This is a genomic window from Shewanella sp. 125m-1 (assembly GCF_052977065.1).
Map to the genome: position 1 here is coordinate 55,517 of NZ_JBRILT010000020.1, position 22,441 is coordinate 77,957.

The 22,441-nt window shown below is 44.3% G+C and carries 16 protein-coding genes and 2 rRNA genes; 4 read left to right on the forward strand and 14 right to left on the reverse strand.

Going from position 1 to position 22,441, the window contains the following annotated elements; translation table 11 throughout:
- Position 1: 1 nt before the first annotated feature.
- The 6 genes from aroK to ACVBIK_RS10950 all read right to left on the reverse strand — a co-directional run bounded on the left by aroK (position 2) and on the right by ACVBIK_RS10950 (position 5,570).
- Entirely contained in the window at positions 2 to 517 is a 516-nt protein-coding gene (gene aroK, locus ACVBIK_RS10925; protein ID WP_012279139.1) for a shikimate kinase AroK, read from the reverse strand.
- A gap of 214 nt (positions 518 to 731) precedes the next feature.
- Positions 732 to 2,744 (reverse strand): type IV pilus secretin PilQ, encoded by a 2,013-nt coding sequence (locus ACVBIK_RS10930; protein WP_447164051.1) that lies wholly within the window; start codon positions 2,742 to 2,744, stop codon positions 732 to 734.
- A 60-nt stretch (positions 2,745 to 2,804) separates the two neighbouring features.
- Positions 2,805 to 3,323: a pilus assembly protein PilP gene (locus tag ACVBIK_RS10935; RefSeq protein ID WP_447161843.1), complete on the reverse strand. Its 519-nt coding sequence runs from the start codon at positions 3,321 to 3,323 to the stop codon at positions 2,805 to 2,807.
- Positions 3,320 to 3,940 carry a type 4a pilus biogenesis protein PilO gene (locus ACVBIK_RS10940; RefSeq protein WP_447161844.1) on the reverse strand — a complete coding sequence of 207 codons (621 nt, stop codon included), beginning with the start codon at positions 3,938 to 3,940 and terminating at the stop codon, positions 3,320 to 3,322. The genes ACVBIK_RS10935 and ACVBIK_RS10940 overlap by 4 nt, the downstream gene beginning before the upstream one ends.
- Positions 3,937 to 4,503 carry a PilN domain-containing protein gene (locus ACVBIK_RS10945; protein ID WP_447161845.1) on the reverse strand — a complete coding sequence of 189 codons (567 nt, stop codon included), beginning with the start codon at positions 4,501 to 4,503 and terminating at the stop codon, positions 3,937 to 3,939. Before ACVBIK_RS10945 ends, ACVBIK_RS10940 begins: the two co-directional genes overlap by 4 nt.
- Positions 4,491 to 5,570 carry a pilus assembly protein PilM gene (locus ACVBIK_RS10950; RefSeq protein WP_447169676.1) on the reverse strand — a complete coding sequence of 360 codons (1,080 nt, stop codon included), beginning with the start codon at positions 5,568 to 5,570 and terminating at the stop codon, positions 4,491 to 4,493. Before ACVBIK_RS10950 ends, ACVBIK_RS10945 begins: the two co-directional genes overlap by 13 nt.
- Positions 5,571 to 6,006: 436 nt before the next feature.
- On the opposite strand from ACVBIK_RS10950, the gene ACVBIK_RS10955 reads away from it, so the two are divergent.
- Positions 6,007 to 8,556, forward strand: a complete 2,550-nt coding sequence (locus ACVBIK_RS10955; RefSeq protein WP_447169677.1) for a penicillin-binding protein 1A — start codon at positions 6,007 to 6,009, stop codon at positions 8,554 to 8,556.
- A 115-nt stretch (positions 8,557 to 8,671) separates the two neighbouring features.
- Here the strand turns inward: ACVBIK_RS10955 and argH are convergent, their stop codons facing one another.
- The 5 genes from argH to argC form a co-directional block, all read right to left on the reverse strand.
- Positions 8,672 to 10,039, reverse strand: a complete 1,368-nt coding sequence (gene argH, locus ACVBIK_RS10960) for an argininosuccinate lyase (RefSeq protein ID WP_447169678.1) — start codon at positions 10,037 to 10,039, stop codon at positions 8,672 to 8,674.
- Positions 10,040 to 10,149: 110 nt separating this feature from the next.
- Entirely contained in the window at positions 10,150 to 11,388 is a 1,239-nt protein-coding gene (locus ACVBIK_RS10965) for an argininosuccinate synthase (RefSeq protein ID WP_447161849.1), read from the reverse strand.
- Between the two features lie 72 nt (positions 11,389 to 11,460).
- Positions 11,461 to 12,366: an ornithine carbamoyltransferase gene (locus ACVBIK_RS10970; RefSeq protein ID WP_447161850.1), complete on the reverse strand. Its 906-nt coding sequence runs from the start codon at positions 12,364 to 12,366 to the stop codon at positions 11,461 to 11,463.
- Between the two features lie 15 nt (positions 12,367 to 12,381).
- Positions 12,382 to 13,188, reverse strand: a complete 807-nt coding sequence (gene argB, locus ACVBIK_RS10975) for an acetylglutamate kinase (RefSeq protein WP_447169679.1) — start codon at positions 13,186 to 13,188, stop codon at positions 12,382 to 12,384.
- 21 nt (positions 13,189 to 13,209) lie between these two features.
- Positions 13,210 to 14,202, reverse strand: a complete 993-nt coding sequence (gene argC / locus ACVBIK_RS10980; protein ID WP_447164048.1) for an N-acetyl-gamma-glutamyl-phosphate reductase — start codon at positions 14,200 to 14,202, stop codon at positions 13,210 to 13,212.
- 276 nt (positions 14,203 to 14,478) lie between these two features.
- On the opposite strand from argC, the gene argE reads away from it, so the two are divergent.
- From argE to ACVBIK_RS10995, 3 genes are all read left to right on the forward strand, one after another.
- Entirely contained in the window at positions 14,479 to 15,630 is a 1,152-nt protein-coding gene (gene argE, locus ACVBIK_RS10985; RefSeq protein ID WP_447161853.1) for an acetylornithine deacetylase, read from the forward strand.
- Between the two features lie 167 nt (positions 15,631 to 15,797).
- Positions 15,798 to 18,434 (forward strand): phosphoenolpyruvate carboxylase, encoded by a 2,637-nt coding sequence (ppc, locus tag ACVBIK_RS10990; protein ID WP_447161854.1) that lies wholly within the window; start codon positions 15,798 to 15,800, stop codon positions 18,432 to 18,434.
- Positions 18,434 to 18,976, forward strand: coding sequence for a DUF1439 domain-containing protein (locus ACVBIK_RS10995; RefSeq protein WP_447161855.1), 543 nt, complete (start codon positions 18,434 to 18,436; stop codon positions 18,974 to 18,976). The genes ppc and ACVBIK_RS10995 overlap by 1 nt, the downstream gene beginning before the upstream one ends.
- A gap of 66 nt (positions 18,977 to 19,042) precedes the next feature.
- Here ACVBIK_RS10995 and ACVBIK_RS11000 read toward each other — a convergent pair whose 3' ends face one another.
- From ACVBIK_RS11000 to ACVBIK_RS11010, 3 genes are all read right to left on the reverse strand, one after another.
- Positions 19,043 to 20,317 carry a CinA family nicotinamide mononucleotide deamidase-related protein gene (locus ACVBIK_RS11000; protein WP_447169680.1) on the reverse strand — a complete coding sequence of 425 codons (1,275 nt, stop codon included), beginning with the start codon at positions 20,315 to 20,317 and terminating at the stop codon, positions 19,043 to 19,045.
- Between the two features lie 429 nt (positions 20,318 to 20,746).
- Positions 20,747 to 20,862 (reverse strand): 5S ribosomal RNA (gene rrf / locus ACVBIK_RS11005).
- Between the two features lie 187 nt (positions 20,863 to 21,049).
- Positions 21,050 to 22,441: ribosomal RNA gene (locus tag ACVBIK_RS11010) — 23S ribosomal RNA — on the reverse strand; the annotation flags it as partial.

Below are 22,441 nucleotides of genomic sequence, written 5' to 3' on the forward strand. Positions count from 1 at the left end.
CTTAAAAACCTAACTGTTCAATAATTTGGTTTGCAACAACTTTGGCGCTTTGCTCGTCAGTCTTAACAATGACGTCAGCAATCTCTTCATAAAGAGGATTACGCACCTCGGCTAGGTTCTCTAGCACTTCTCTTGGGTCATCAACCTGAAGCAATGGACGACGCTTGTCTCTTTGCGTACGAGCAACTTGCTTATCAATAGTTGTTTCTAGGTAGACAACGATGCCGCGTGCAGAAAGATTATTACGGATCTCTTTGCTTTGAATCGAACCACCGCCTGTTGCTAAGACAATACCTTGTTTTTCGGTTAGATCAGCGACAACCTGTGTTTCACGGTTGCGGAAACCCTCTTCACCTTCAACATCAAAAACCCAAGCGATATCAGCACCTGTACGGCTTTCAATTTCTTGATCTGAATCGTGGAACTCTAAGTGCAGCATCTGTGCCAGATGACGGCCTATAGTGCTTTTACCAGCCCCCATAGGGCCTACTAGGAAAATATTACGTTTTTCGGCCATTTGATTTATACGTCTGAATCTTATTTAAGTTTGCCTACGTCAACTCAAATAAACGGAGTTGACCTTTAATCTTACCTTGCTCTATTGAGACTTGACCGCTGATTATCTCAGCTAAGTGCCATCTATGGCAAGCGGGGAATGCATTTCTATCGAAAATGTATCGACCAAAACGGCAAAGCCAGCGAATTATACTGGCTTTGTACGGCTAAATAATTTATAGCGCTTCTGAGACGATCTTCGGCGTAACAAAAATTAGCAATTCTTGGCGTTCATTTTTATCGGAGCTATTTCTGAACATGAAGCCTAAATAAGGGATGTCACCCAATATCGGCACTTTACTCACTCGGCTAATCAACTGTTGCTGGTAAATCCCGCCTAATACAACCGTCTCACCGTGGTCCACCAGCACTTGTGTGCCAATGCGTTGCGTATCAATTGAAACCGCTTGTCCTGTCGGTGTATCTACCGTTTTACCTTGAGAATCTTGAGTAATTTCAAGATCCAAAATAACACGATTATCAGGCGTAATTTGCGGCGTCACACGTAATGATAGCACAGCCTTTTTAAAGGTTACCGTTGTCGCACCACTAGAGCTTGCTTCAACATAAGGGATCTCCACACCTTGCTCGATATATGCCGCTTTTTGGTTCGAGGTGGTGATACGTGGACTGGCGATAATTTCACCCTTGTTTTCTTGCTCTAAAGCGCTCAACTCAAGATCCAATACCGTGCCATCTGCAAGCTTTGCCACATGAAATGCAATACTTGTTGGATTAGCCACAGCGGCAGGAAGGTTAACGTTTAGGCGATCACTTAAGCTTGGAACCACACCGTTTGCGATATCCCCCGCCCCTTCAAGACTACCTGAAGTGCCTTTATCGCCTTGCTGATCTGTGACCCCCCAACGAACACCGAGATCTTCAGAAACATCGTCTTTTACCGTTACCATACGAGCTTCAATCAATACCTGTTTAATTGGAATATCCAGTACCTCAATCAGGCGATGAATATTTTCCAATGTCTCTTCAGTATCTTTGACTAACAAGGTGTTAGTACGCTCATCAACGGCAACACTGCCGCGAGAGGTTAATAAACTAGAATCATCACCTTTTAACAATGCCGCGATATCTTTAGCCTTCGCATAATTAATCTGTAAGTATTCGGAGTATAGCGGAGCCAGCTCTTTTACTTCCTGGCGATTTTTTAGCTCTTGGCTCTCACGGATAGCGATCTCTTCACTAGGGGCAATCATCAAGATATTGCCTTCGATTCGCTTATCCAAACCTTTAGCTTGCAAGATAAGATCTAATGCCTGATCCCAAGGCACATCATCCAATCTTAAGGTGATATCCCCTTCAACCGTATCACTGGTCACTAGATTGAAGTTATTGTAATCAGCAATAATCTGTAGCACGGTTCTAACTGAAATATTTTGGAAGTTTAATGACAGCGAGCGTCCATCATATTTCTTCTCTTCCTTCACAATATTCATGCGCTCTGTTTTCTTCATCGTTAACTTAAATAAGCTACCGTCTTGCTGATAGTTGTACTCATAGTCACCATCAATATCCAGAAGAAAACGGGCAGTTAGATCTTCTTTAAAGGTTTCAAAGCTTTTAACTGGGGTAGCAAAATCATACACATCCATGACGTATAAAAAGTCACTCGGGATTTCTGTATTATAAAGTTTTAGTTCTAGCTTGGCGCCAACCTGCTCAACGTTTGCAGCCACAGAGCTGTTATTTAGCTTGACTAATAACTCACCACCACCATCGGCAGTCCGGCGAAAATCGATATTTTCGATGTTATTAACGAACGGACTTTTACCACTTGAACTCTGGCTCGCCACCTCGTCATTAATGGTTAAACGATAGGTATTGCCAACGACTTTACCTTGATAAGGTTTAACCTTGTCTAGACCAATAAAAACCTGTAAATCATTACCATTTGGCACAGTACTAACCGTTTCAACCCCTACCGTTTTAATTGGTAAGGTTTGCTTTTCTAGTGCCGAAATACTGTCTTCAAACCCTAAAATAATCTGAGCTGGAGACGCCTTTAGATCGATATCGGGTTCTTGAATATCATTCTCAAAAATTAACTGTAGCTCGAGCTGATGATCGACTACGGCGTGATATTTAACATCAATGAGTCGGTTAGCGGCATACGAATGCTGAGTCATACCTACGATTAATGCGAAACCAATAATAGCCTTAAATAAAGGCATTACCTTATAACTGGCTTGTGGCGTGGTTGAAGATCTCATTGTTCCCTCAGTCATCTCTTATTATTCTCCAGTCAATTCCATACTACTGTTGCGTTCCGTCCAGCAGCCAGATCCATCTGGTATTAATTCTATTATTTCGACAGTTTGTGGTGTTACTTTAGCTATTTGTCCATGATAAAGACCTAAATATTGCCCTACACCTAAACGGTAAACACTGCCATCTGTAGTCTCAAGTAGAGCCCAAATATCATCTTTCTCGCTTAACGTACCTCGCATTCTTAAGTTGTCTAATGCGTAGGTTTCTAATCGCCCTTTACGGCGCTTAAGATCCGGTTGTAAACAGTCCTTCGTCGTGTCGATGACTTCTTCAGTTAATTCCCTTGAAGGCGGCACGTATGGACTTCTCATTAAATCGGCTTGATAAGAAAAGTGCTCAAATTTTGGCGTTTCTTTCAAAGGCGGAATATGGGCAACATGTTGAGCTTTTGTCGTTGTCACAAACAGCTCAAGATCGCTTTTATCTCCGACACAGCCTGCCAATAACACTGACACAATTAGAAGCGGTAGCGGCTTTTTCATTTTGCAGCCCCCTTCTTACCCTTAGCGGGTAATTCTGCGCCCTCTTTAAAGCGGTAAGTCTTTGCCAGGATATCCATACCCAGTTCGCCAGAGTCATTACGCTTAATCACAAAGTCATGCAAACTGACAATACGCGGCAACTTTGCCACTCCACTCACTAAATGACCTAGTTCATGATAGTCACCGCCAACCATGATTTTAATCGGAAATTCGATATAAAAATCGCGGGTGATTTCTGACTCCCAATCTAGACTCTTAATATTCAGCCCCGAATCTGTCGCTACAAATGTTATGTCGTCCAACAAGCCCGGCATTTCATTTTTTGAAGGCAACATTTTCAGCAGTTCAGCAAACTGTATTTCCATTATCGCCAGCTGTTCACGGTACAACTTTAGATTCGCCGCCAATTGGTACTTTGACTTAAAATCTGTTTTTAACTGTTGCTCTTTAACTTGTTCAGCATTGAGTGTATCTAGCGCGTCTGAAACAAATAGAAAATAGCCACCAATAAAAACACACACGGCTAAGAGTGCTGCAAATACAATTTTGACTAGCTGCGGCCAAGCACCGATGTTTTCAAAATCAATATCGTTAAACTGACTTAAGTCGAGGTTCATTTACTAGCCCCTTTCATTTCATCGCCATTGATTATGGTCACCCTCAATGTAAATCGCTGTAGCTGTCTTAGCTCTTCATTTTGCGCCACAATCGACTGCATATTAGGGTCTTGTAACCAAACTGACGCCGCGATCTTTCTCATCATATTGGCAACGTTATTGTTTGATTCGCTACGTCCTTCTATCCACAGCATGCTGCCTTTCTTTTCGATGCTAGAAAGATAAATTCCAGGGGGTACCACTCGCACTAGCTCATCTAAAACATGAGTCGGCAAGTTTCTCGATTGCTGCAGCCCTAGAATAATTTCAGTGCGTCGCTCAATATCTTTTTTACGAGTACGAATTTTAGTAATTTCGGCAATCTGTGACTCAAGAAGTTGGATCTCAGATTGAAGGTAGGCATTACGGCTTTTTTGATCATCGATAAACATATCGATCGTCATTAAAGACAGGTACACCACTAAACCAGAAACTAAGAAGACGAGCGCTAAAATCCCTGTGTAATCACGCTTCTGCTTCTCTCTTGCCTCTTCGCGCCAAGGTAATAAATTTATGTTCGCCATTCTGAATAGCTCCTTAGCGCTAATCCACAAGCCAACATATATTTACTAATTTGAGGCTGGAGGTGGCTCTTTATCGCCTCATCGGCATGTAAGCGGCCTTGGAATGGATCGGCAATAATAGTATGAATACCTAGCTCGTTAACCATTAGATTAGCCATACCTTCAAGTTTCGATGTTCCACCACACAAAACAATATGGTCAACTTTATCGCGACCACTGGACGTGCAGTAAATTTGTAAGGTTCTTTTTATTTGTTGTAGTAACTGAGTCTGGAATGGCGATAAAACTTCAAATACATAATTGCGTGGTAGATCACCCTCCAGCTTAGCCTTTTCAGCCTGCTCATAGGTCATGCCATAAAAAGATAAAATTGACTGGGTAAACTGCTCACCACCGAAGGCTTGCTCTCTTACAAATGTTGTTTCACCATGCTCTACAACTGAGAATGTCGTGATGTTGGCCCCGATATCCACCAGCGCGACCACTTTGTCGCTAACATCATCCGGTAGTTGGCCTGCGATCATGTCAAAAGAGCGCCCTAGCGCATACCCTTCAACATCAACCACTTTGGCTTCTAAATTTACCGCATCGAGCGAATCACTTAAGCTATCGATATTTTCGCTGCGACAGGCGCTTAATAGCACATCGACTTTAGTGGGATCGGTACGATTGGTACTTAGCGTTTCAAAATCAATATTCACTTCATCGAGCGAGTATGGAATGAGGTTGTCGGCTTCAATTTCAATTTGAGCCTCCATCTCTTCTTCACTTAATGCCGAATCCATATAAATAACTTTGGTCATAACTGCCGAGCCAGAAACAGCGACAGCAGCAAATTTTGTGGACTTGGGTAATACGCGTTTGATTTGCTTTAACGCGTCAACTACTGCTTCACTATCACGGATCTCATGATCATTAACAGCTCCCTTTTTTAAAGGAACGGCAGCATGACTTAATATTTTATACCCATCAGCAGTCTTACTCAGCAGAATCGCTTTGACTTCATGGGATCCCACATCTATCCCAACCATCTGCGGAGCCTGACGCTTCCAAAAATTAGAAAGCATAGTCCATAGTCACTTTTATAGTTATTGTATCCAAAGTAGATTAGCACAAAATCAACTCGTTATAGCTATTTGTACAAAATGTTTCGCCAATTTACAATTGCATTTTTTTTGACGCCAAACACTCACTTACAGGCAACCATAGTGTGCGCTCACCCGATTTAGGTTACATTTTCAACATAACTGCTACTTTATTCTTTATGATAGCGATATAAACTAGAAAAATACCCAACATCAGTCATAAAAACTGAGTCAATTGTTAATCATTATTTAAATAATATTTTTGAAGTAATAAGCTTTTCGACAAAATCTCTATAAAAAAATACACAGTAAAATAAGTCACCAAGAAAAAAGCTCAACCTAATCGGGAGACAAGACTTCACCATTTCGGCCACGGCTTATATACTATTGTTCTTATTTTAATTCTTGGAATATTGCGGTGAAGTGGTTAAAACGACTTTTTATAGCTTTCTTTAGCCTAGGTTTACTTGGCATCGCTGCAATTGTTGCAGCTTACTTTTACGTGTTGCCAGATCTGCCTGATGTTACAACGCTAAAGACCGTAAAACTGCAAACACCACTTCGTATTTATAGTAGTGACGGAAAACTGATCTCTCAGTTTGGTGAAAAACGCCGTATTCCACTCACACTAGATGAAGTACCTAAACCACTATTACAGGCGTTTATCGCCACCGAAGATGCCCGTTTTTACGAGCATAAAGGTATCGATCCTATTGGTATTTTACGTGCCGCTTCAGTGATGCTGACCACAGGTCAAAAAAAGCAAGGCGCAAGTACCATTACCATGCAGGTAGCACGTAACTTCTTTTTGACCCGTGATAAAACCATTATCCGTAAAGTAAAAGAAATCTTCATCTCGATCCATATCGAGCAGCTCCTCACCAAAGATGAAATTCTCGAGTTATACGTCAACCGCATTTATTTGGGGCAACGTGCCTATGGCGTAGGGGCCGCCGCTCAAGTTTATTATGGTAAAGAAGTTAGCGAACTGACTTTACCTGAAATGGCTGTGATTGCAGGCTTACCTAAAGCGCCTTCGACTCTTAACCCTATTACCTCTAAATCACGGGCTAAAGCACGTCGTAATGTCGTACTAATGCGAATGAATGAAGTTGGCTTCATCAATACCGCTGAATACCAAGCCGCGCTAGATAGTCCAATTACCGCAAAATATCACGGTGCAGTGATCGATCTATATGCCCCTTATATTTCTGAAATGGCTCGCGATTACTTAGTTGCAAAGTATGGTGAGGAAGAGGCATATACTGGTGGTTATGATATCTACACCACGGTCGATTCTAAGTTACAGCTCGATGCTCAAAGAGCGCTGCGTAATAACGTCTACTCGTATGATGAACGTCACGGCTATCGCGGCCGAGTCAAAGAACTATGGACTGCGACTCCATTAGAGCCTGAAGAGATCACCGCAAAGCTTAAACAAACTGGTGCATTCCAAGGTATGTTCCCTGCCGCCGTGTTGTCAGTTAATGAACAAACTGCCACTGCTATGAATGCTAAAGGTGAAACGATTGAGCTACCTTGGGATGGTATTAAATGGGCACGTAAGTTCATCACTAACAAGCGTCAAGGTAAGGCACCTAAATTGGCATCCGATGTTTTAAAGCCGGGTGAGCAAATTTGGATCCGCAACAATGGTAATTTCTGGCAATTAACTCAAGTTCCATTAGTGGCAAGTGCCCTCGTATCTTTGGATCCACACGATGGTGCAATTCGTACCTTAGTGGGTGGCTTTAGCTTCTACACAAGCCAATATAACCGTGTGACTCAGGCTAAGCGCCAGTTAGGTTCTAATATTAAGCCGTTTATTTACAGTGCAGCACTCGAAAAAGGTTACACCCTTGCAACCCTGATAAATAACGCGCCAATTAATAAACCTGATACTAGACAAGGTACGGCTTGGCGCCCTAAAAACTCACCCGATGTTTATGGTGGCCCAACTCGCCTGCGCGTTGGTTTAGCGCAATCGATTAACGTTATGTCAGTTAGAGCCATGCGTTATGCAGGTCTTGATGCCACGATTGCAGAATTAGTAAAATTTGGTTTTGATCCAGCCGATTTACCACGCAACGAATCTATCGCCTTGGGTTCACCATCGGTAACGCCACTGCAAGTCGTTACAGCATTCTCAGTATTTGCCAATGGTGGCTTTTTAGTTGAGCCATACTTTATTGAGCGAGTAGAAACCGCTAATGGTGACATTGTAGAGCAAGCCAACCCGACTTTAGCCTGTAAGCCTCCAATTGCAGAGCAAGCGATTGCAGTGGATCCATTCGCTGCGATGGCCAATGAGCTTCAAGCAAGCACTGCACCACTACAACATCAGTCTGCTAGCGATGAGGCGCCGCAATGTGGCGGTCCAGGCTCTCGATATGCACCGCAAATTATTTCGGAGCAAACGGCCTTCTTAGTCACTGAAGCACTTAAGAGTGTAATTTGGGGCGGTGGTGATTGGAGTAAAGGTACCGGCTGGAACGGTACTGCATGGCGTGCAGCAAGAGTCGTCAAGCGCCGAGATATTGCAGGCAAGACGGGGACAACTAACGAATCTCGCGACACTTGGTTTAGTGGATTCAATCCAAAGCTAGCTACCACAGTTTGGGTAGGGTTCGATGACCATAGCCAGGAGCTCGGTCGTACAAGCTGGAATGCTAACGGTGCTAAAGATCAAATATCGCTAGCGGAAGCTGGCGCCAAAACCGCAGGTCCGGGCTGGAATGAGTTTATGAAGGATGCACTCACAGGCACACCAGAAGTGCCAATGTCGCCTCCAGAAGGAATCGTTTCAGCAAGAATTGACTTAGCTACAGGTAAGCTGACTCGAAAAACTGACTATACCAGTAAGTTTGAGTACTTTATTGCCGGCACTGAGCCAACTGAGTATGTAACGGATCAAGAAGATAATAGCGATATCTTTATCGACAAGTCTGAAGAGGACTTGTTCCAATAACCGTCATTACTCGCCAGAGTATCGGATAAGTTCTCAGATAGCTTATCAGATACAAAAATGCGGTCATTGTGTTAACAATGACCGCATTTATTATACTCGCTAGCTTTTTAAATCGCTATTTAGTTTGCTTTGCGGCGAGTGCACTCTTTACCTGTGGTAAAGAAGTCCCGCCCAAGGCCTCACGTTTTGCTAAGCAAGACTCAATAGTGAGGCAATCATATACATCTGCATCAATCACACCGCTAAATGCTTGCAGCTCTTCTAAGGTTAAGTCCTCTAACGGCGTTTGTTTCGCAATCGCACTGACAACCGCTTCACCAACTACATGGTGCGCCTCTCTAAAAGGCATACCTTTGGCAACAAGATAATCTGCAAGCTCCGTCGAGTTAGCATAACCCTGCTTAGCAGCATTGAGTGTTTTATCACGATTTACTGTTAAACCACTTAATACTAATGCCGCCATTTCGAGACAAATTGACCAGCTATCCATCACATCAAATAGACCTTCTTTGTCCTCCTGCATATCTTTGTTGTACGCTAGTGGCAGCGCCTTCATGGTGGTTAAAATACCCATTAAACTACCGTATACGCGACCGGTTTTACCTCTGATTAACTCAAGCGCATCAGGGTTTTTCTTCTGCGGCATGAGGGAAGAGCCTGAAGTCACCTCATCATCGAGATCGATAAACCCAGCTTCGCCACTATTAAAGAAAATTAAGTCTTCAGCCATACGGCTTAGGTGCATCATGCTAATAGAGGCATCGCTGCAGATCTCAATCACATGATCTCTGTCCGATACCGTGTCTAAGCTATTTAGCGTTGGGGTTGCAAAGCCCAGTGATTGCGCGAGCTTAACTCTATCCATAGGGTAAGCGGTACCGGCTAATGCTCCGGTTCCTAACGGGCATGTATCGGCGCGCTTTAATGCATCTTGCAATCGGCTAATATCACGCTCAAACATCTCGACATAAGCAAGACACCAATGTCCAAATACCACTGGCTGCGCTCTTTGAAGGTGAGTATAGCCAGGCATAACCGCATCGAGCTCACGCTCAGCAAGTTCAATCAGCGCCGATCTTAAATTAGCCAGTAAAATTAATAAATGCTCGCCCTCTTTCTTACACCAAAGCTTAAGATCTGTGGCCACCTGATCGTTACGAGAACGACCCGTATGTAATTTTTTACCTAAATCTCCAACCTTTGCGATCAGTGATTGCTCGACAAAACTATGAATATCTTCAGCGCCAGACGTAATTATCAATTGAGGATTATCAATCGTTTCCGCAAGCAGCTCATTCAATGCTTGTTGCAACTCTGCGCACTCCAGCTCAGTAAGAATACCCACCTGAGTGATTGCGCCAGCCCAAGCAATCGAGCCGACAATATCTTGCTCAATGAGGCGAAAGTCCACAGGTAATGAGTCGTTAAAAAGTTTAAACAGTGCGCTGCTCTCTTGGCTAAATCTGCCACCCCATAATGCCATTTTGACTTCCTCTCTAATGCCAGGTGAGATGACTCCACCTATATATCTTTATGTTTATACAGCGCTAACTCAACAATGTTAGCGCTCACTAACTTTAACTGATGAATAACCTACTTTTGGCTATGCAATGCTCTAATCCGGCTTGAAAGCGAATACAAACGGATAAAGCCTTCGGCATCTTTTTGGTTGTAAACATCATCGGCACCAAATGTCGCAAACTCTTCTGAGTACAAACTATTCGGTGAACGCTTTTTAACAACGCTGGCTTGCCCCTTATAAAGCTTAACCACCACTTCACCATTGACTAAATCGGCTAGTGGCTTGGATGCGCCAAGCAGTGACTCGCATAATGGGGTAAACCAACGACCGTCATAAACAAGGTGCGCCATCTGTGCGCCAACCTGCTCGCGCCATTCACGACTCGTTTTATCAAGCACTAACTCTTCGATCGCACGCAGTGCTGCAAACATCACTGTGCCACCAGGGGTTTCGTAGCAACCACGAGACTTCATACCAACGAGTCTGTTCTCGGTAATGTCGATTCTGCCAACACCGTGAGCACCTGCAACTTCATTCAACACCATCAGTGCGTTATAAGGTGATAAAGCCTCACCATTGATCTTGGTTACCTTACCTTGCTCAAGCTCGATTGCCACATACTCAGGTTGATTTGGCGCATCTTCTGGTGCAACTGTCATGGTCCATACGCCTTTTGATGGCTCGTTCCACGGATCTTCTAACTCACCACCTTCATGAGAAATATGCCAAGCATTAGCATCACGGCTATAGATCTTAGTGGCAGATGCTGACGTGGCAATATTACGCTCTGCGAGGTAATCAAGCAGGTCTTCACGGCTCACCATTTCCCACTCACGCCAAGGCGCAATTACGGTTAAATCTGGTGCTAATGCAGCAAAGCAACCTTCGAAACGTACCTGATCATTACCTTTACCCGTACAGCCATGGCATACCGCATCTGCGCCCACTTTACGTGCGATTTCAACCTGCGCCTTTGCAATAATCGGTCTCGCCATTGACGTACCTAAAAGGTAGGTTCCTTCGTAAATCGCCCCAGTTGCGATAGTCGGGTAGATATAATCGGCCACCAGCTCTTCTTTTAAGTCAACGATGTAACACTCAGATGCACCTGAAGCGATAGCTTTTTCATACAAGCCTTCTAGCTCTGCATCGCCTTGACCTACATCGGCACAGAAGGCGACGATTTCGCAATCGTTATAGGTTTCTTTTAACCAAGGAATGATTGCAGAAGTATCTAGGCCGCCTGAATACGCTAAAACAACTTTTTTAACACCTGCATGCTTACTTACTGCTGAATTTACATTAGACATCATATTTTCCTACTAGCTGTTTTTTTATGTCGATCCGCTAATGCAGATTGATAGTTGTTTTTATGAAATTAATTAGCTTAAAAGCGTTACAAGCACTGCGTTTTGCGCATGCATTCTGTTTTCGGCTTGGTGCAAAATAAGTGAGCCTTCGCCATCAACAACCTCAGCGGTAACTTCAACTTCGCGGTACGCTGGTAAACAATGCATAAAGTGTTTAGCACCTGCTTTTTGCATTAACTGTGCATTCACTTGGTAAGGCTTAAACTTGGCCTCAATTTCCTCCATCGATGCTGAGTCGCCCATAGAGATCCAAGTGTCGGTGTAGATCGCATTATGGTCTTCGATCGCAGCAATGTCTGAGCTCAAAGTCAGTTTGCCGCCATGCTTAGCAGCCAGCTCTTGCGCCTCACACACAACTTTTCCGTCTGGAAAATGGCCTGGAGGACAAATCACGGTTAACTGAGCCCCTAAGATGGCAGCACCAAACATCAATGAATGAGTCACGTTATTACCGTCACCAACATAAGCTAGCTTCACCTTGCTTACATCATCATATTGTTCAGCCAAAGTTAGAAAGTCTGCTAGACCTTGGCAAGGATGGTAAAGATCAGATAACGCGTTAACCACCGGCACTGTGCCATGCTCAGCAAGTTCTTCAATTGTCGAGTGTAAGAAAGTCCTGGCAACAATGGCATCTGCCCAACAAGAAATATTGGCCGCAAAATCTGATACAGGTTCACGCTTACCTAGCGCGCCATTTTGCTGATCTAAATATAAACAATGACCACCCAATTTATTGATACCGATATCAAAGCTCACTCGAGTTCTCAGCGATGGTTTTTCAAATAGCATCACCACACTTTTTCCTTCTAGAGCATGTTTGTATTCAGCAGGGTTACGCTTAATATTTTTCGCCAAAGCCAGTAAGTCGAGTAACTGCTGCTGGCTTAAATCTTTTATCGATAGTAAATGTTGCATAAGATGGCTCTCCTATTACTGAATTTGTGGCTGGATCTGTGTGCCAACTGTCTCGCCTTTGCTTAACGCGATTAATTGCTTTGCATGACGCCAAGAAGCAATCTGTACGGTTTGCCCCATGGACTCTGCAACATCTAATGCAGCTTCCACCTTGACCCTCATTCCTTTCTCGATAACACCGATCTTGGTCAGCTCATTGACTTGCTCTCTATTCAAACTCGTAATTAACTGGCCCTTACCATCAAGCACACCTGAAACATCTGATAGTAAAACCAATGAACCTGAAACCAACTTAGCTAGGGCCGTTGCCGCCTGATCGGCATTAACATTTAGCATCTTGCCTTCTTCACTAATTGCGATGGAACTCACAATTGGCATCCAACCTTTTGATAAAACAAATTCAAGATAACTAGCATCTTTGGGCTCAACCTCACCGACTAATCCTAACTGCGGATCTTTAATTGTTGCCGTCATCATTCCAGCATCCGCAAGGCTCATACCTAAACTGGTTACACCCGCTTTAATTGCTGCCGCTTGCAATATTTTGTTTGAAGTCCCCGCCAATGCCCCCACTACAATAGGAATATGCTCTTGCGGGGTGACTCTTAAACCATCAAGCTTTTCCGATGTAAAACTATTCGCTTTTAGCTGTTCATCAACTAAACAGCCACCGCCATGCACCATAATCAGAGGCTGGCCATTAGCGATTATGCTTGCTGCAGCTTGCATTAACCGCTCCATTCCCATCTCACACTGTAACAATGCGCCACCAACCTTGAGCACCATAACGGGCTTAGCTTGCGTCGTTGTAAAATTAGTCATGTTCATCTCCATCCTCCCAACTTATGCTGTTACTGACGCATCAAAATGAATCTTTATGCACTGAAGCGCTTGACTTGCGGCCCCTTTCATTAAGTTATCAATAGCGCTAGCGATAACCAAATAACCATTCTGTTCATCGAACTTCCAACCTAGATGACAATTGGGTGTTTGCACCACATCATCCACCTTAGGGAATTGATTTTGTTTTACCGTGACAAGCTCGGCAGAGTCATAATATTGATACGCTGTTTCAATATCGCTAACTGAAGTGCCCGCAACTAATTGCACCGTGATGGTTGCAAGAATACCGCGCTTAAAATTACCAAGATGGGGAGTAAAGATAACCTCTTGCCCTAATTGAGTGGCAATCTCTGGCTGGTGCCTGTGACCAAGTACCCCATAAGGGGTCAAGCTTACCTCGCAAAAGCTGGTATGCAGTTGAGCTTTTCTGCCGGCCCCGGTCACACCACTAACGGCATTGATTACGGGTAAAACATCGGTCAGCAAATGCGCAATAGGTTTAAGTGCTGTTAGCGATGCTGTTGGATAACAACCTGGTACAGCAATCATCTTACTACTGGCTATTTGCTCTGCATTCCACTCGGCTAAACCATAAACAGCATTAGCAAGTACATCAGGATATTCATGAGTAAAACCATACCACTTAGGATATTGTGCTATATCGGAAAACCGATATGCACCGCTTAAATCAAATACCGCTAACCCTTGCTGATAAAACCAAGCAGCTAAGTGCAAACTTACCGCATGGTCAGTCGCTAGTACGACGGCATCAGCTGTCGCAACGATAGTTTGTTTAGCACCCTCCGTGAGCGGATTTAAGCTCAGTGATATATGACTGTAAGCAGGATAAAGCTCAGACAGAGGCTTGCCCTTGTCGAGGCTGTTTTCAGATACATAAAGACCTTGAACTGACAATGTCGATTCGGCATTTATAAGAGAGGTGATCTGTGCGCCCGTGTAACCACTAGCGCCAATAATGGCTATATTTTTCATAGTCTATGACTTTAAAACCTTAATCTTGAATTTAGATGACAAAACGGAAAAAAGAATGGGCACAACTTAAGCCCTGGCTGAACACCATTAATGACAAGATTATCGTCGCAGGAAGTGGGTATGATTAACCTTAATTACTATTAATTTAACCAGATTGAACATATATACTCTCATTAAACAGATCATCGAAGTGTGGTAGTTGTCTTAGCTGTTTGATAGACTAACACGCAAAATTAATTATGCAATATATTTGAATATATATTTAGGTATTTTTTAATGAAAGCACTTCCAGAGATTAAAAGTAGTTTTAGCCAACTGATTGCAACACCCTCTATTAGTGCACTCGAAGCTGAGCACGACATGAGCAATAAAGCTGTCATAGAACTATTGCATACTTGGTTTAGCGATTTAGGGATGCAGTGCCAGTCTGTACCTGTGACAGATACTCGTGACAAATACAATCTAGTCGCATCGTTTGGTCAAGGCCAGGGAGGGTTATTGCTGGCAGGGCATACAGATACCGTCCCTTTTGATGAAGGGCGCTGGAGCCAGGACCCATTTTCATTAGTAGAAAAAGATAATCGTTGGTATGGCCTTGGGACCTGTGACATGAAAGGCTTTTTTGCTTTAGTGCTAGAGGCACTAAAAGAGCTACCAATGGATAAGTTTAAGCGTCCATTGCATATCTTAGCCAGTGCCGACGAAGAAACGACCATGAACGGCGCGAAGGCATTTGCAGCAGCGAAATCAATTTCGCCTGATTATGCCATTATCGGTGAGCCCACCAGCCTAAAGCCGGTGTATATGCATAAAGGGCATTTTACCCAAGGTATACGAGTGACTGGTCGCAGTGGTCACTCTTCAGATCCAGCAAAAGGACTTAATGCTATCGAGGTCATGCACTTGGTTACAGGACAACTCCTCAAGCTAAAACAGCACTTAGCCGATAATTATCGAGAAGATGCCTTTAGTGTGCCCTATCCAACCATGAATTTTGGACATATCCATGGCGGGGACGCGGCCAATAGGATCTGTGGCTGCTGCGATCTACATATTGACCTTCGACCCATCCCCAGTCTCGCACTAGCCGATTTAGAGTTAATGGTTGCCAACTATCTTGAACCAGTGTGCAATCATTATCCTGGCTGTATCAGCGTTGCGCCTTTATACCCAGGTTCAGAGGCGTTTGCAGATAAAAAAGATGGCAGCTGGACCCAGTTGGTAGCACAACTCAGTGAAAGCCAGCCAGAAGTGGTTAACTATGCCACCGAAGCGCCGTATATCAGTACGCTAGGTTGCCAAACCTTAGTACTCGGCCCCGGTAGTATTGAGCAAGCTCATCAACCTGATGAGTTTTTAGATCTTTCGTATATCGAACGTACAAAAGATCTATTAAAAAAGCTTATTTATCACGCATGTATAAAGTAATTACTATTATCCATCCACTTTACCGCTCAAAGTATAGTCAGTACTTACATGGGCATACCTAAAAAGTGATGTACAACACATTCAAGCACGATATTTTAATCTGGATCATTGCCTAGCACAGCGCTGCTAGGTATTGTGATCGATTAGCTTACCGATATGGAGCACGTATGGTAGACATGTATGCCTCGCTAAGGTCTAACGTTGGAACCTTAGGGCAGATTTTAGGTGACACAATCCGCACCGATCTAGATGATGCTTTCTTAGATAAAATTGAACAAATCCGTCATCTAGCAAAAAGCTCTCGCCAAGGCGATGATGCCGCTCGTGAAGAGATGCTGACTTTACTGTCTTCTTTAAACGACGACGAACTCGTTCCTTTTGCTAAAGCTTTTAACCAATTTTTAAATCTGGCGAATATCGCAGAACAGTTCCATACCATCAGTCGTAATTGTGACGAATTAGTCTGTGTTCCAGACCCCGTTGAACAGTTGCTAGGACGTATGCTCGGCGGTAAAATCGACCAAGATAAGGTGCTAGCCTGCTTAAAGACACTGGATATTGATCTGGTGTTAACTGCGCATCCGACAGAAATCTCTCGCCGCACTCTCATTCAGAAATATTCTGCAGTGGTTGATTCATTAGCTGCACTAGAAAATACCCAGTTAACAGAGCAAGAAAAAAAGCAGCACCACCTGCGTTTGCGTCAACTGATTGCGCAGATCTGGCACACTAATGAAATCCGTAACGAACGACCAACACCTGTCGATGAAGCACGTTGGGGCTTAAGCACTATTGAAGCTTCTTTATGGCAAGCCATTCCAGATTTTCTTAGGCAGCTTAATCAGCAAGTTGAAGAGCGCACGAATACCCAACTCCCAATCGATATTGCACCGGTAAGGTTCTCTAGCTGGATGGGCGGCGACCGCGATGGCAATCCATTTGTCACCTCGACCGTCACTCAAGAGGTACTCGACCGAAACCGCCATACCGCTGCGCGTTTATACCTAAAAGACGTTGTGTTACTGGTAAACGAGTTATCGATGGAAGGTGCAAACCAAGCGTTGCAGGCTTACACCAATAACAGCAGCGAACCATATAGAGATGTGCTGAGAACACTTCGTCACAAGCTCAGAAACACCATTGATTATTTAAATGGCAGACTTGAAGGCCATCACCCTGATGTAGAACCAAACGACATCATTTGGCACGAAAGCGATCTAAAAGATCCTTTAATGATGCTATACCAAAGTCTTTGTGATCAAGGTATGAGCCTAATCGCTAACGGTTTACTGCTCGATATGCTGCGTCGTATCGCCTGTTTTGGCATTCATATGCTAAGGCTCGATGTGCGCCAGGATGCACAACGCCATGCAGACGTGATTGCCGAATTAACGCGCTACCTAGGTATGGGCGACTATGCTCATTGGGACGAAAAAGAGAAGCAGTCTTTCTTGTTACGTGAGCTCACTAACAAACGACCTTTAATCCCGGCAAACTGGAATGCATCTCCAGAAGTTGAAGAAGTCTTAAAGACTTGCAGACTGGTCGCAACTCAGCCAGCCAGAGCTATGGGCTCCTATGTTATCTCTATGGCTAGCCAGCCATCAGATGTTTTAGCTGTTCAGCTTCTTCTTAAAGAAACTGGCTGCCCGCATCCAATACGCGTCGTGCCACTATTTGAAACCTTAGATGACTTAAATAATGCCTCTAGCTGTATGTCGGCGTTGTTTAGCATCGATTGGTACCGAGGTTACACTAAGGGTATTCAAGAGGTGATGATTGGCTATTCCGACTCGGCTAAAGATGCTGGTGTCATGGCTGCGGCTTGGGCACAGTACACCGCACAAGAAAAACTCGTCGCCATTAGCCAAGAAGCCAATATCAAACTCACATTATTCCATGGTCGTGGCGGCACTATTGGCCGTGGCGGCGGACCAGCACATGAAGCGATTCTATCACAACCGCCAGGGTCAGTAGACGGTCGCATCAGAGTCACAGAACAAGGTGAGATGATCCGCTTTAAGTTTGGTTTACCTAAACTTGCCGTACAGAGTCTTGCGCTATACACCTCTGCGGTAATGGAGGCGACATTGCTTCCACCACCAGAGCCTAAGCCGGAGTGGCGCCAGTGTATGCAGCAACTCGCTGACGAGTCTGTCCTAGCTTATCGTGCAATTGTACGTGAAGAGCCAGATTTTGTGTCTTACTTCCGTGCGGCGACCCCTGAGGTCGAGTTGGGTAAACTACCATTAGGTAGTCGTCCAGCTAAACGTCGAATTGATGGCGGCATCGAAAGCTTACGTGCAATCCCTTGGATCTTCGCTTGGTCGCAAAACCGTTTAATGCTACCTGCTTGGTTAGGCGCAGGAGAAGCACTAAAGGCAGCATCAGAGCGAGGTGACTTACCACTCTTGCAAGAGATGGAAAAGCACTGGCCATTCTTCAAGACTCGGATCTCTATGTTAGAAATGGTCTACGCAAAAGCCGAACCTAATTTGTCTAAGTTTTACGAGACAAGCTTAGTGCCAAAAGAGTTGCACCATCTTGGTGTACAATTAAGGCAGCGACTAGCTACAGGCATTGAAGCCGTACTTGAGTTAACACAAGCCGAAAGCTTAATGGCACACACACCATGGAACCGCGAGTCAGTTGAGCTAAGAAACCCATACATCGATCCATTAAACTTCTTACAAGCAGAACTGCTTGCAAGAACTCGTAGAGAGGAACAATCATCTCAGAATGTTGAACTAGCCTTAATGTTAACTATTGCGGGCGTAGCAGCAGGGATGAGAAATACAGGTTAATGAAGTTATTAAAACTAGCGTTAGCGGGCGCGGCACTGCTATTGACCGGCTGTGTCAGTCAATACAACATCACAGAAAAAGAACTCGAGGGTTATCTCAGTGATGAAATGCACTTTGAGATAAAACAGGGGAATCAGATCTTTGGTATCGATCTGCGTGTGAATGACATTAACGTCACCCTAGGTGATAAGCCCAACACTATGGGTGTATCTGCGGCGACAATCGTTAACGTCCGTAACCCAATGATGCCTATCAGCGCAAAACTGGTGACACAGTTTGAAGCAGAGCCGTGGTATGACGCAAGTAATCACAGTGTTTACTTACGTAATCTACAGTTAGTCAAAGTGGAATCAAAACCGAAGGATATCGAAAAAGCAATAGGCTCATTCGCTCCGCAATTAATGGGGTTTTTAACGCAGTTTCTAGAAACTCAGCCAGTGTATGTATTAGATACTAAAGAGTCTAACCAAGCTCTGATTGCCGATATGACACAAAGAATAGAAGTAAAACCCGGTAAACTTGTACTCGTATTTGACGAGTAATAGCGTGTTAATTGAAAGCAAAAAAGCAGTATCATTTGATACTGCTTTTTTATTATTTTATAAAGATCACTTTTTAAACCGACCAATCGAGCCATAATCAACAATAACCGCCTCGCCTAGCAATTCACGTCTTAACATATCAAACGCAACAGCAGTGCTTAAGCTGCGAACTAAATCCCTAGAACGTCGTGGTAGTTTAATCATCTGACTATAAACTCCGCCTTTTGTAGCCAATGCAATGGCTACTGTGCCAACAGGTTTATCATCCGTACCTCCCGTTGGCCCAGCGATACCACTCGTCGCCAACGCAAAGTCACTATCTAGTATGGCTCTAACTCCTTTCGCCATTTCCTCTACTGTAGCGATGGAAACTGCACCGTGATCATCTAAGGTCTCAGGTTTAACACCCAATACTTTAACTTTAGATTCATTGCAGTAAGTCACTAAGCCTTGATGCAAATAGGATGAGCTACCTGAAAAACTAATTAGCTGGCTGGCGATCATACCGCCAGTACATGATTCAGCTACACTTAAACTTTGGCCAGAGTTTAACAATAGAGCATGGATCTCTTCCGCCAAACTCATTTTCTCATCAGCCACAATGGCATTACCAAGTAAAAAACGAATTTGTGCTTCAGCTTTATTAAGTTGATCGATTGCAGCAATACCACGGGCAAAGAGTTTAACCTCGATGTGCGGCATTGAAGATCGATAGCCTATAGTCATCCCTTCTGGCAGTTTTATTTTCTCTAAAGTATCCGCGAGCGATGACTCACCTTGACCAAGGGTCAGGTACTTTCTTAATGCAACATCGCCACTAATCTCAAAGTGCTGCTTAACAAAAGGAATAAATTGCTCATGAACCATCTGTTTAAATTCAAATGGCACGCCAGGAGTAAAGAATAGCCAAGCTCTATTAAACTTAACCGCAAAGCCACAAGCTGTACCAACTGGATTGTCTATCATAATGGCTGCTTCAGGCAGCAAAGCTTGCTTAAGATTACTCTCGGCCATCACACGACCACTGCGAGTAAACCAATCTTCAAGACGTTGACGCCAAATACGATTCTCGACTAAAGACTCGCCCATTGCTAAAGCCATCGCTTGAGTGGAGAGATCGTCACTAGTCGGCCCAAGCCCACCATTAACTAAAATAATATCAGCATGTTGACTACGCTCTGTAAATACTGAAACAAGATCTTCTAGCCGATCACCTACCGTAACTCTACGTTGACATTCAATCCCTTGCTCCATCATCGTACTAGCAAACCAAGCGGCATTAGTATCAACGATTTGACCGGCTAATACCTCTTCACCTGTACAGATCATTTCCAGTTTCATTCGATAGTCCTTTAGGTATCCTATAGCTTGAGCCCTAAAACAGAGCCCTTAGCAACATCATTGCAGCTAAACTATGAGAGCTGAGGAGTAATAGCAATAATCAATTGTGATTATTTGCAATTTCGCTCTCAGCGAGTTTTATGTTAACTGTGGAATGATAGAAAAGTAGCAGTCGTTACCTGAAAGCAAATATCAAACTTGCCGAGCCGTAGTCGATTTAGTGAATGGTTAGTTTGCGTGAGCTATATGGATACAGTTTCTGGCTAAGCACAGCGGCGGGCGACCGTCTTGGATGACGGAAGTGTCGATTATGCAGGAGCAATAATCTAATCGACATCGGGAGTCGTTCTTTTCGCGCAGCGTATATACGAAAAAAGCCCGTTGCGTTAGCAACGGGCTTTATCGCTTCTCTTTCGAGAATAATTTGGCGCCTGGAAATGACCTACTCTCACATGGGGAGACCCCACACTACCATCGGCGATATTGCGTTTCACTTCTGAGTTCGGAATGGATTCAGGTGGTGCCACAACTCTATGGTTTCCAGACAAATTCTGTATTACTTTCAGTTTTCAAAAAACTAAAGGTAAAAAATTTTAGAAAGCTGTTACTCGCTAGCGCAAGTAATTGAAATTAAGTTATTGAGTCTACACTACATTAAGCGTCACTCTTTTCAGAGTTATTCTAATTTTGATGATGTAAAAACATCAGTCTCATAAAACCCATTAGGGTTGTATGGTTAAGCCTCACGAGTCATTAGTACAAGTTAGCTCAACGCCTCACAACGCTTACACACCTTGCCTATCAACGTCCTAGTCTCGAACGGCTCTTTAGAGGAATTAAATTCCTAGGGATGACTCATCTTAGGACTCGCTTCCCGCTTAGATGCTTTCAGCGGTTATCGATTCCGAACGTAGCTACCGGGCAATGCCATTGGCATGACAACCCGAACACCAGCGGTTCGTCCACTCCGGTCCTCTCGTACTAGGAGCAGCTTCCTTCAATCATCCAACGCCCACGGCAGATAGGGACCGAACTGTCTCACGACGTTCTGAACCCAGCTCGCGTACCACTTTAAATGGCGAACAGCCATACCCTTGGGACCGACTTCAGCCCCAGGATGTGATGAGCCGACATCGAGGTGCCAAACACCGCCGTCGATATGAACTCTTGGGCGGTATCAGCCTGTTATCCCCGGAGTACCTTTTATCCGTTGAGCGATGGCCCTTCCATACAGAACCACCGGATCACTATGACCTACTTTCGTACCTGCTCGACGTGTATGTCTCGCAGTTAAGCTGGCTTATGCCATTGCACTAACCGTACGATGTCCGACCGTACTTAGCCAACCTTCGTGCTCCTCCGTTACTCTTTGGGAGGAGACCGCCCCAGTCAAACTACCCACCAGGCACTGTCCCGAACCCCGATTCAGGGGCCGCGGTTAGAACATCAAAACTACAAGGGTGGTATTTCAAGATTGACTCCACAACATCTAGCGACGTTGCTTCAAAGTCTCCCACCTATCCTACACATGTAGGTTCAATGTTCAGTGCCAAGCTATAGTAAAGGTTCACGGGGTCTTTCCGTCTAGCCGCGGGTATACGGCATCTTCACCGCAATTTCAACTTCACTGAGTCTCGGCTGGAGACAGCGTGGCCATCATTACGCCATTCGTGCAGGTCGGAACTTACCCGACAAGGAATTTCGCTACCTTAGGACCGTTATAGTTACGGCCGCCGTTTACCGGGGCTTCGATCATGAGCTTCTCCGAAGATAACCCAATCAATTAACCTTCCGGCACCGGGCAGGCGTCATACCGTATACTTCCTCTTGCGAGTTTGCACAGTACTGTGTTTTTGATAAACAGTTGCAGCCACCTGGTATCTGCGACTCTCGGCAGCTTAGGGAGCAAGTCCCATCACCGCTAAGAGCGTACCTTCTCCCGAAGTTACGGTACCATTTTGCCTAGTTCCTTCAGCCGAGTTCTCTCAAGCGCCTTGGTATTCTCTACCCGACCACCTGTGTCGGTTTGGGGTACGATTCCTACTAACCTGAAGCTTAGAAGATTTTCCTGGAAGCATGGCATCAACTACTTCATCACCTTAGTGACTCGTCATCAGTTCTCAG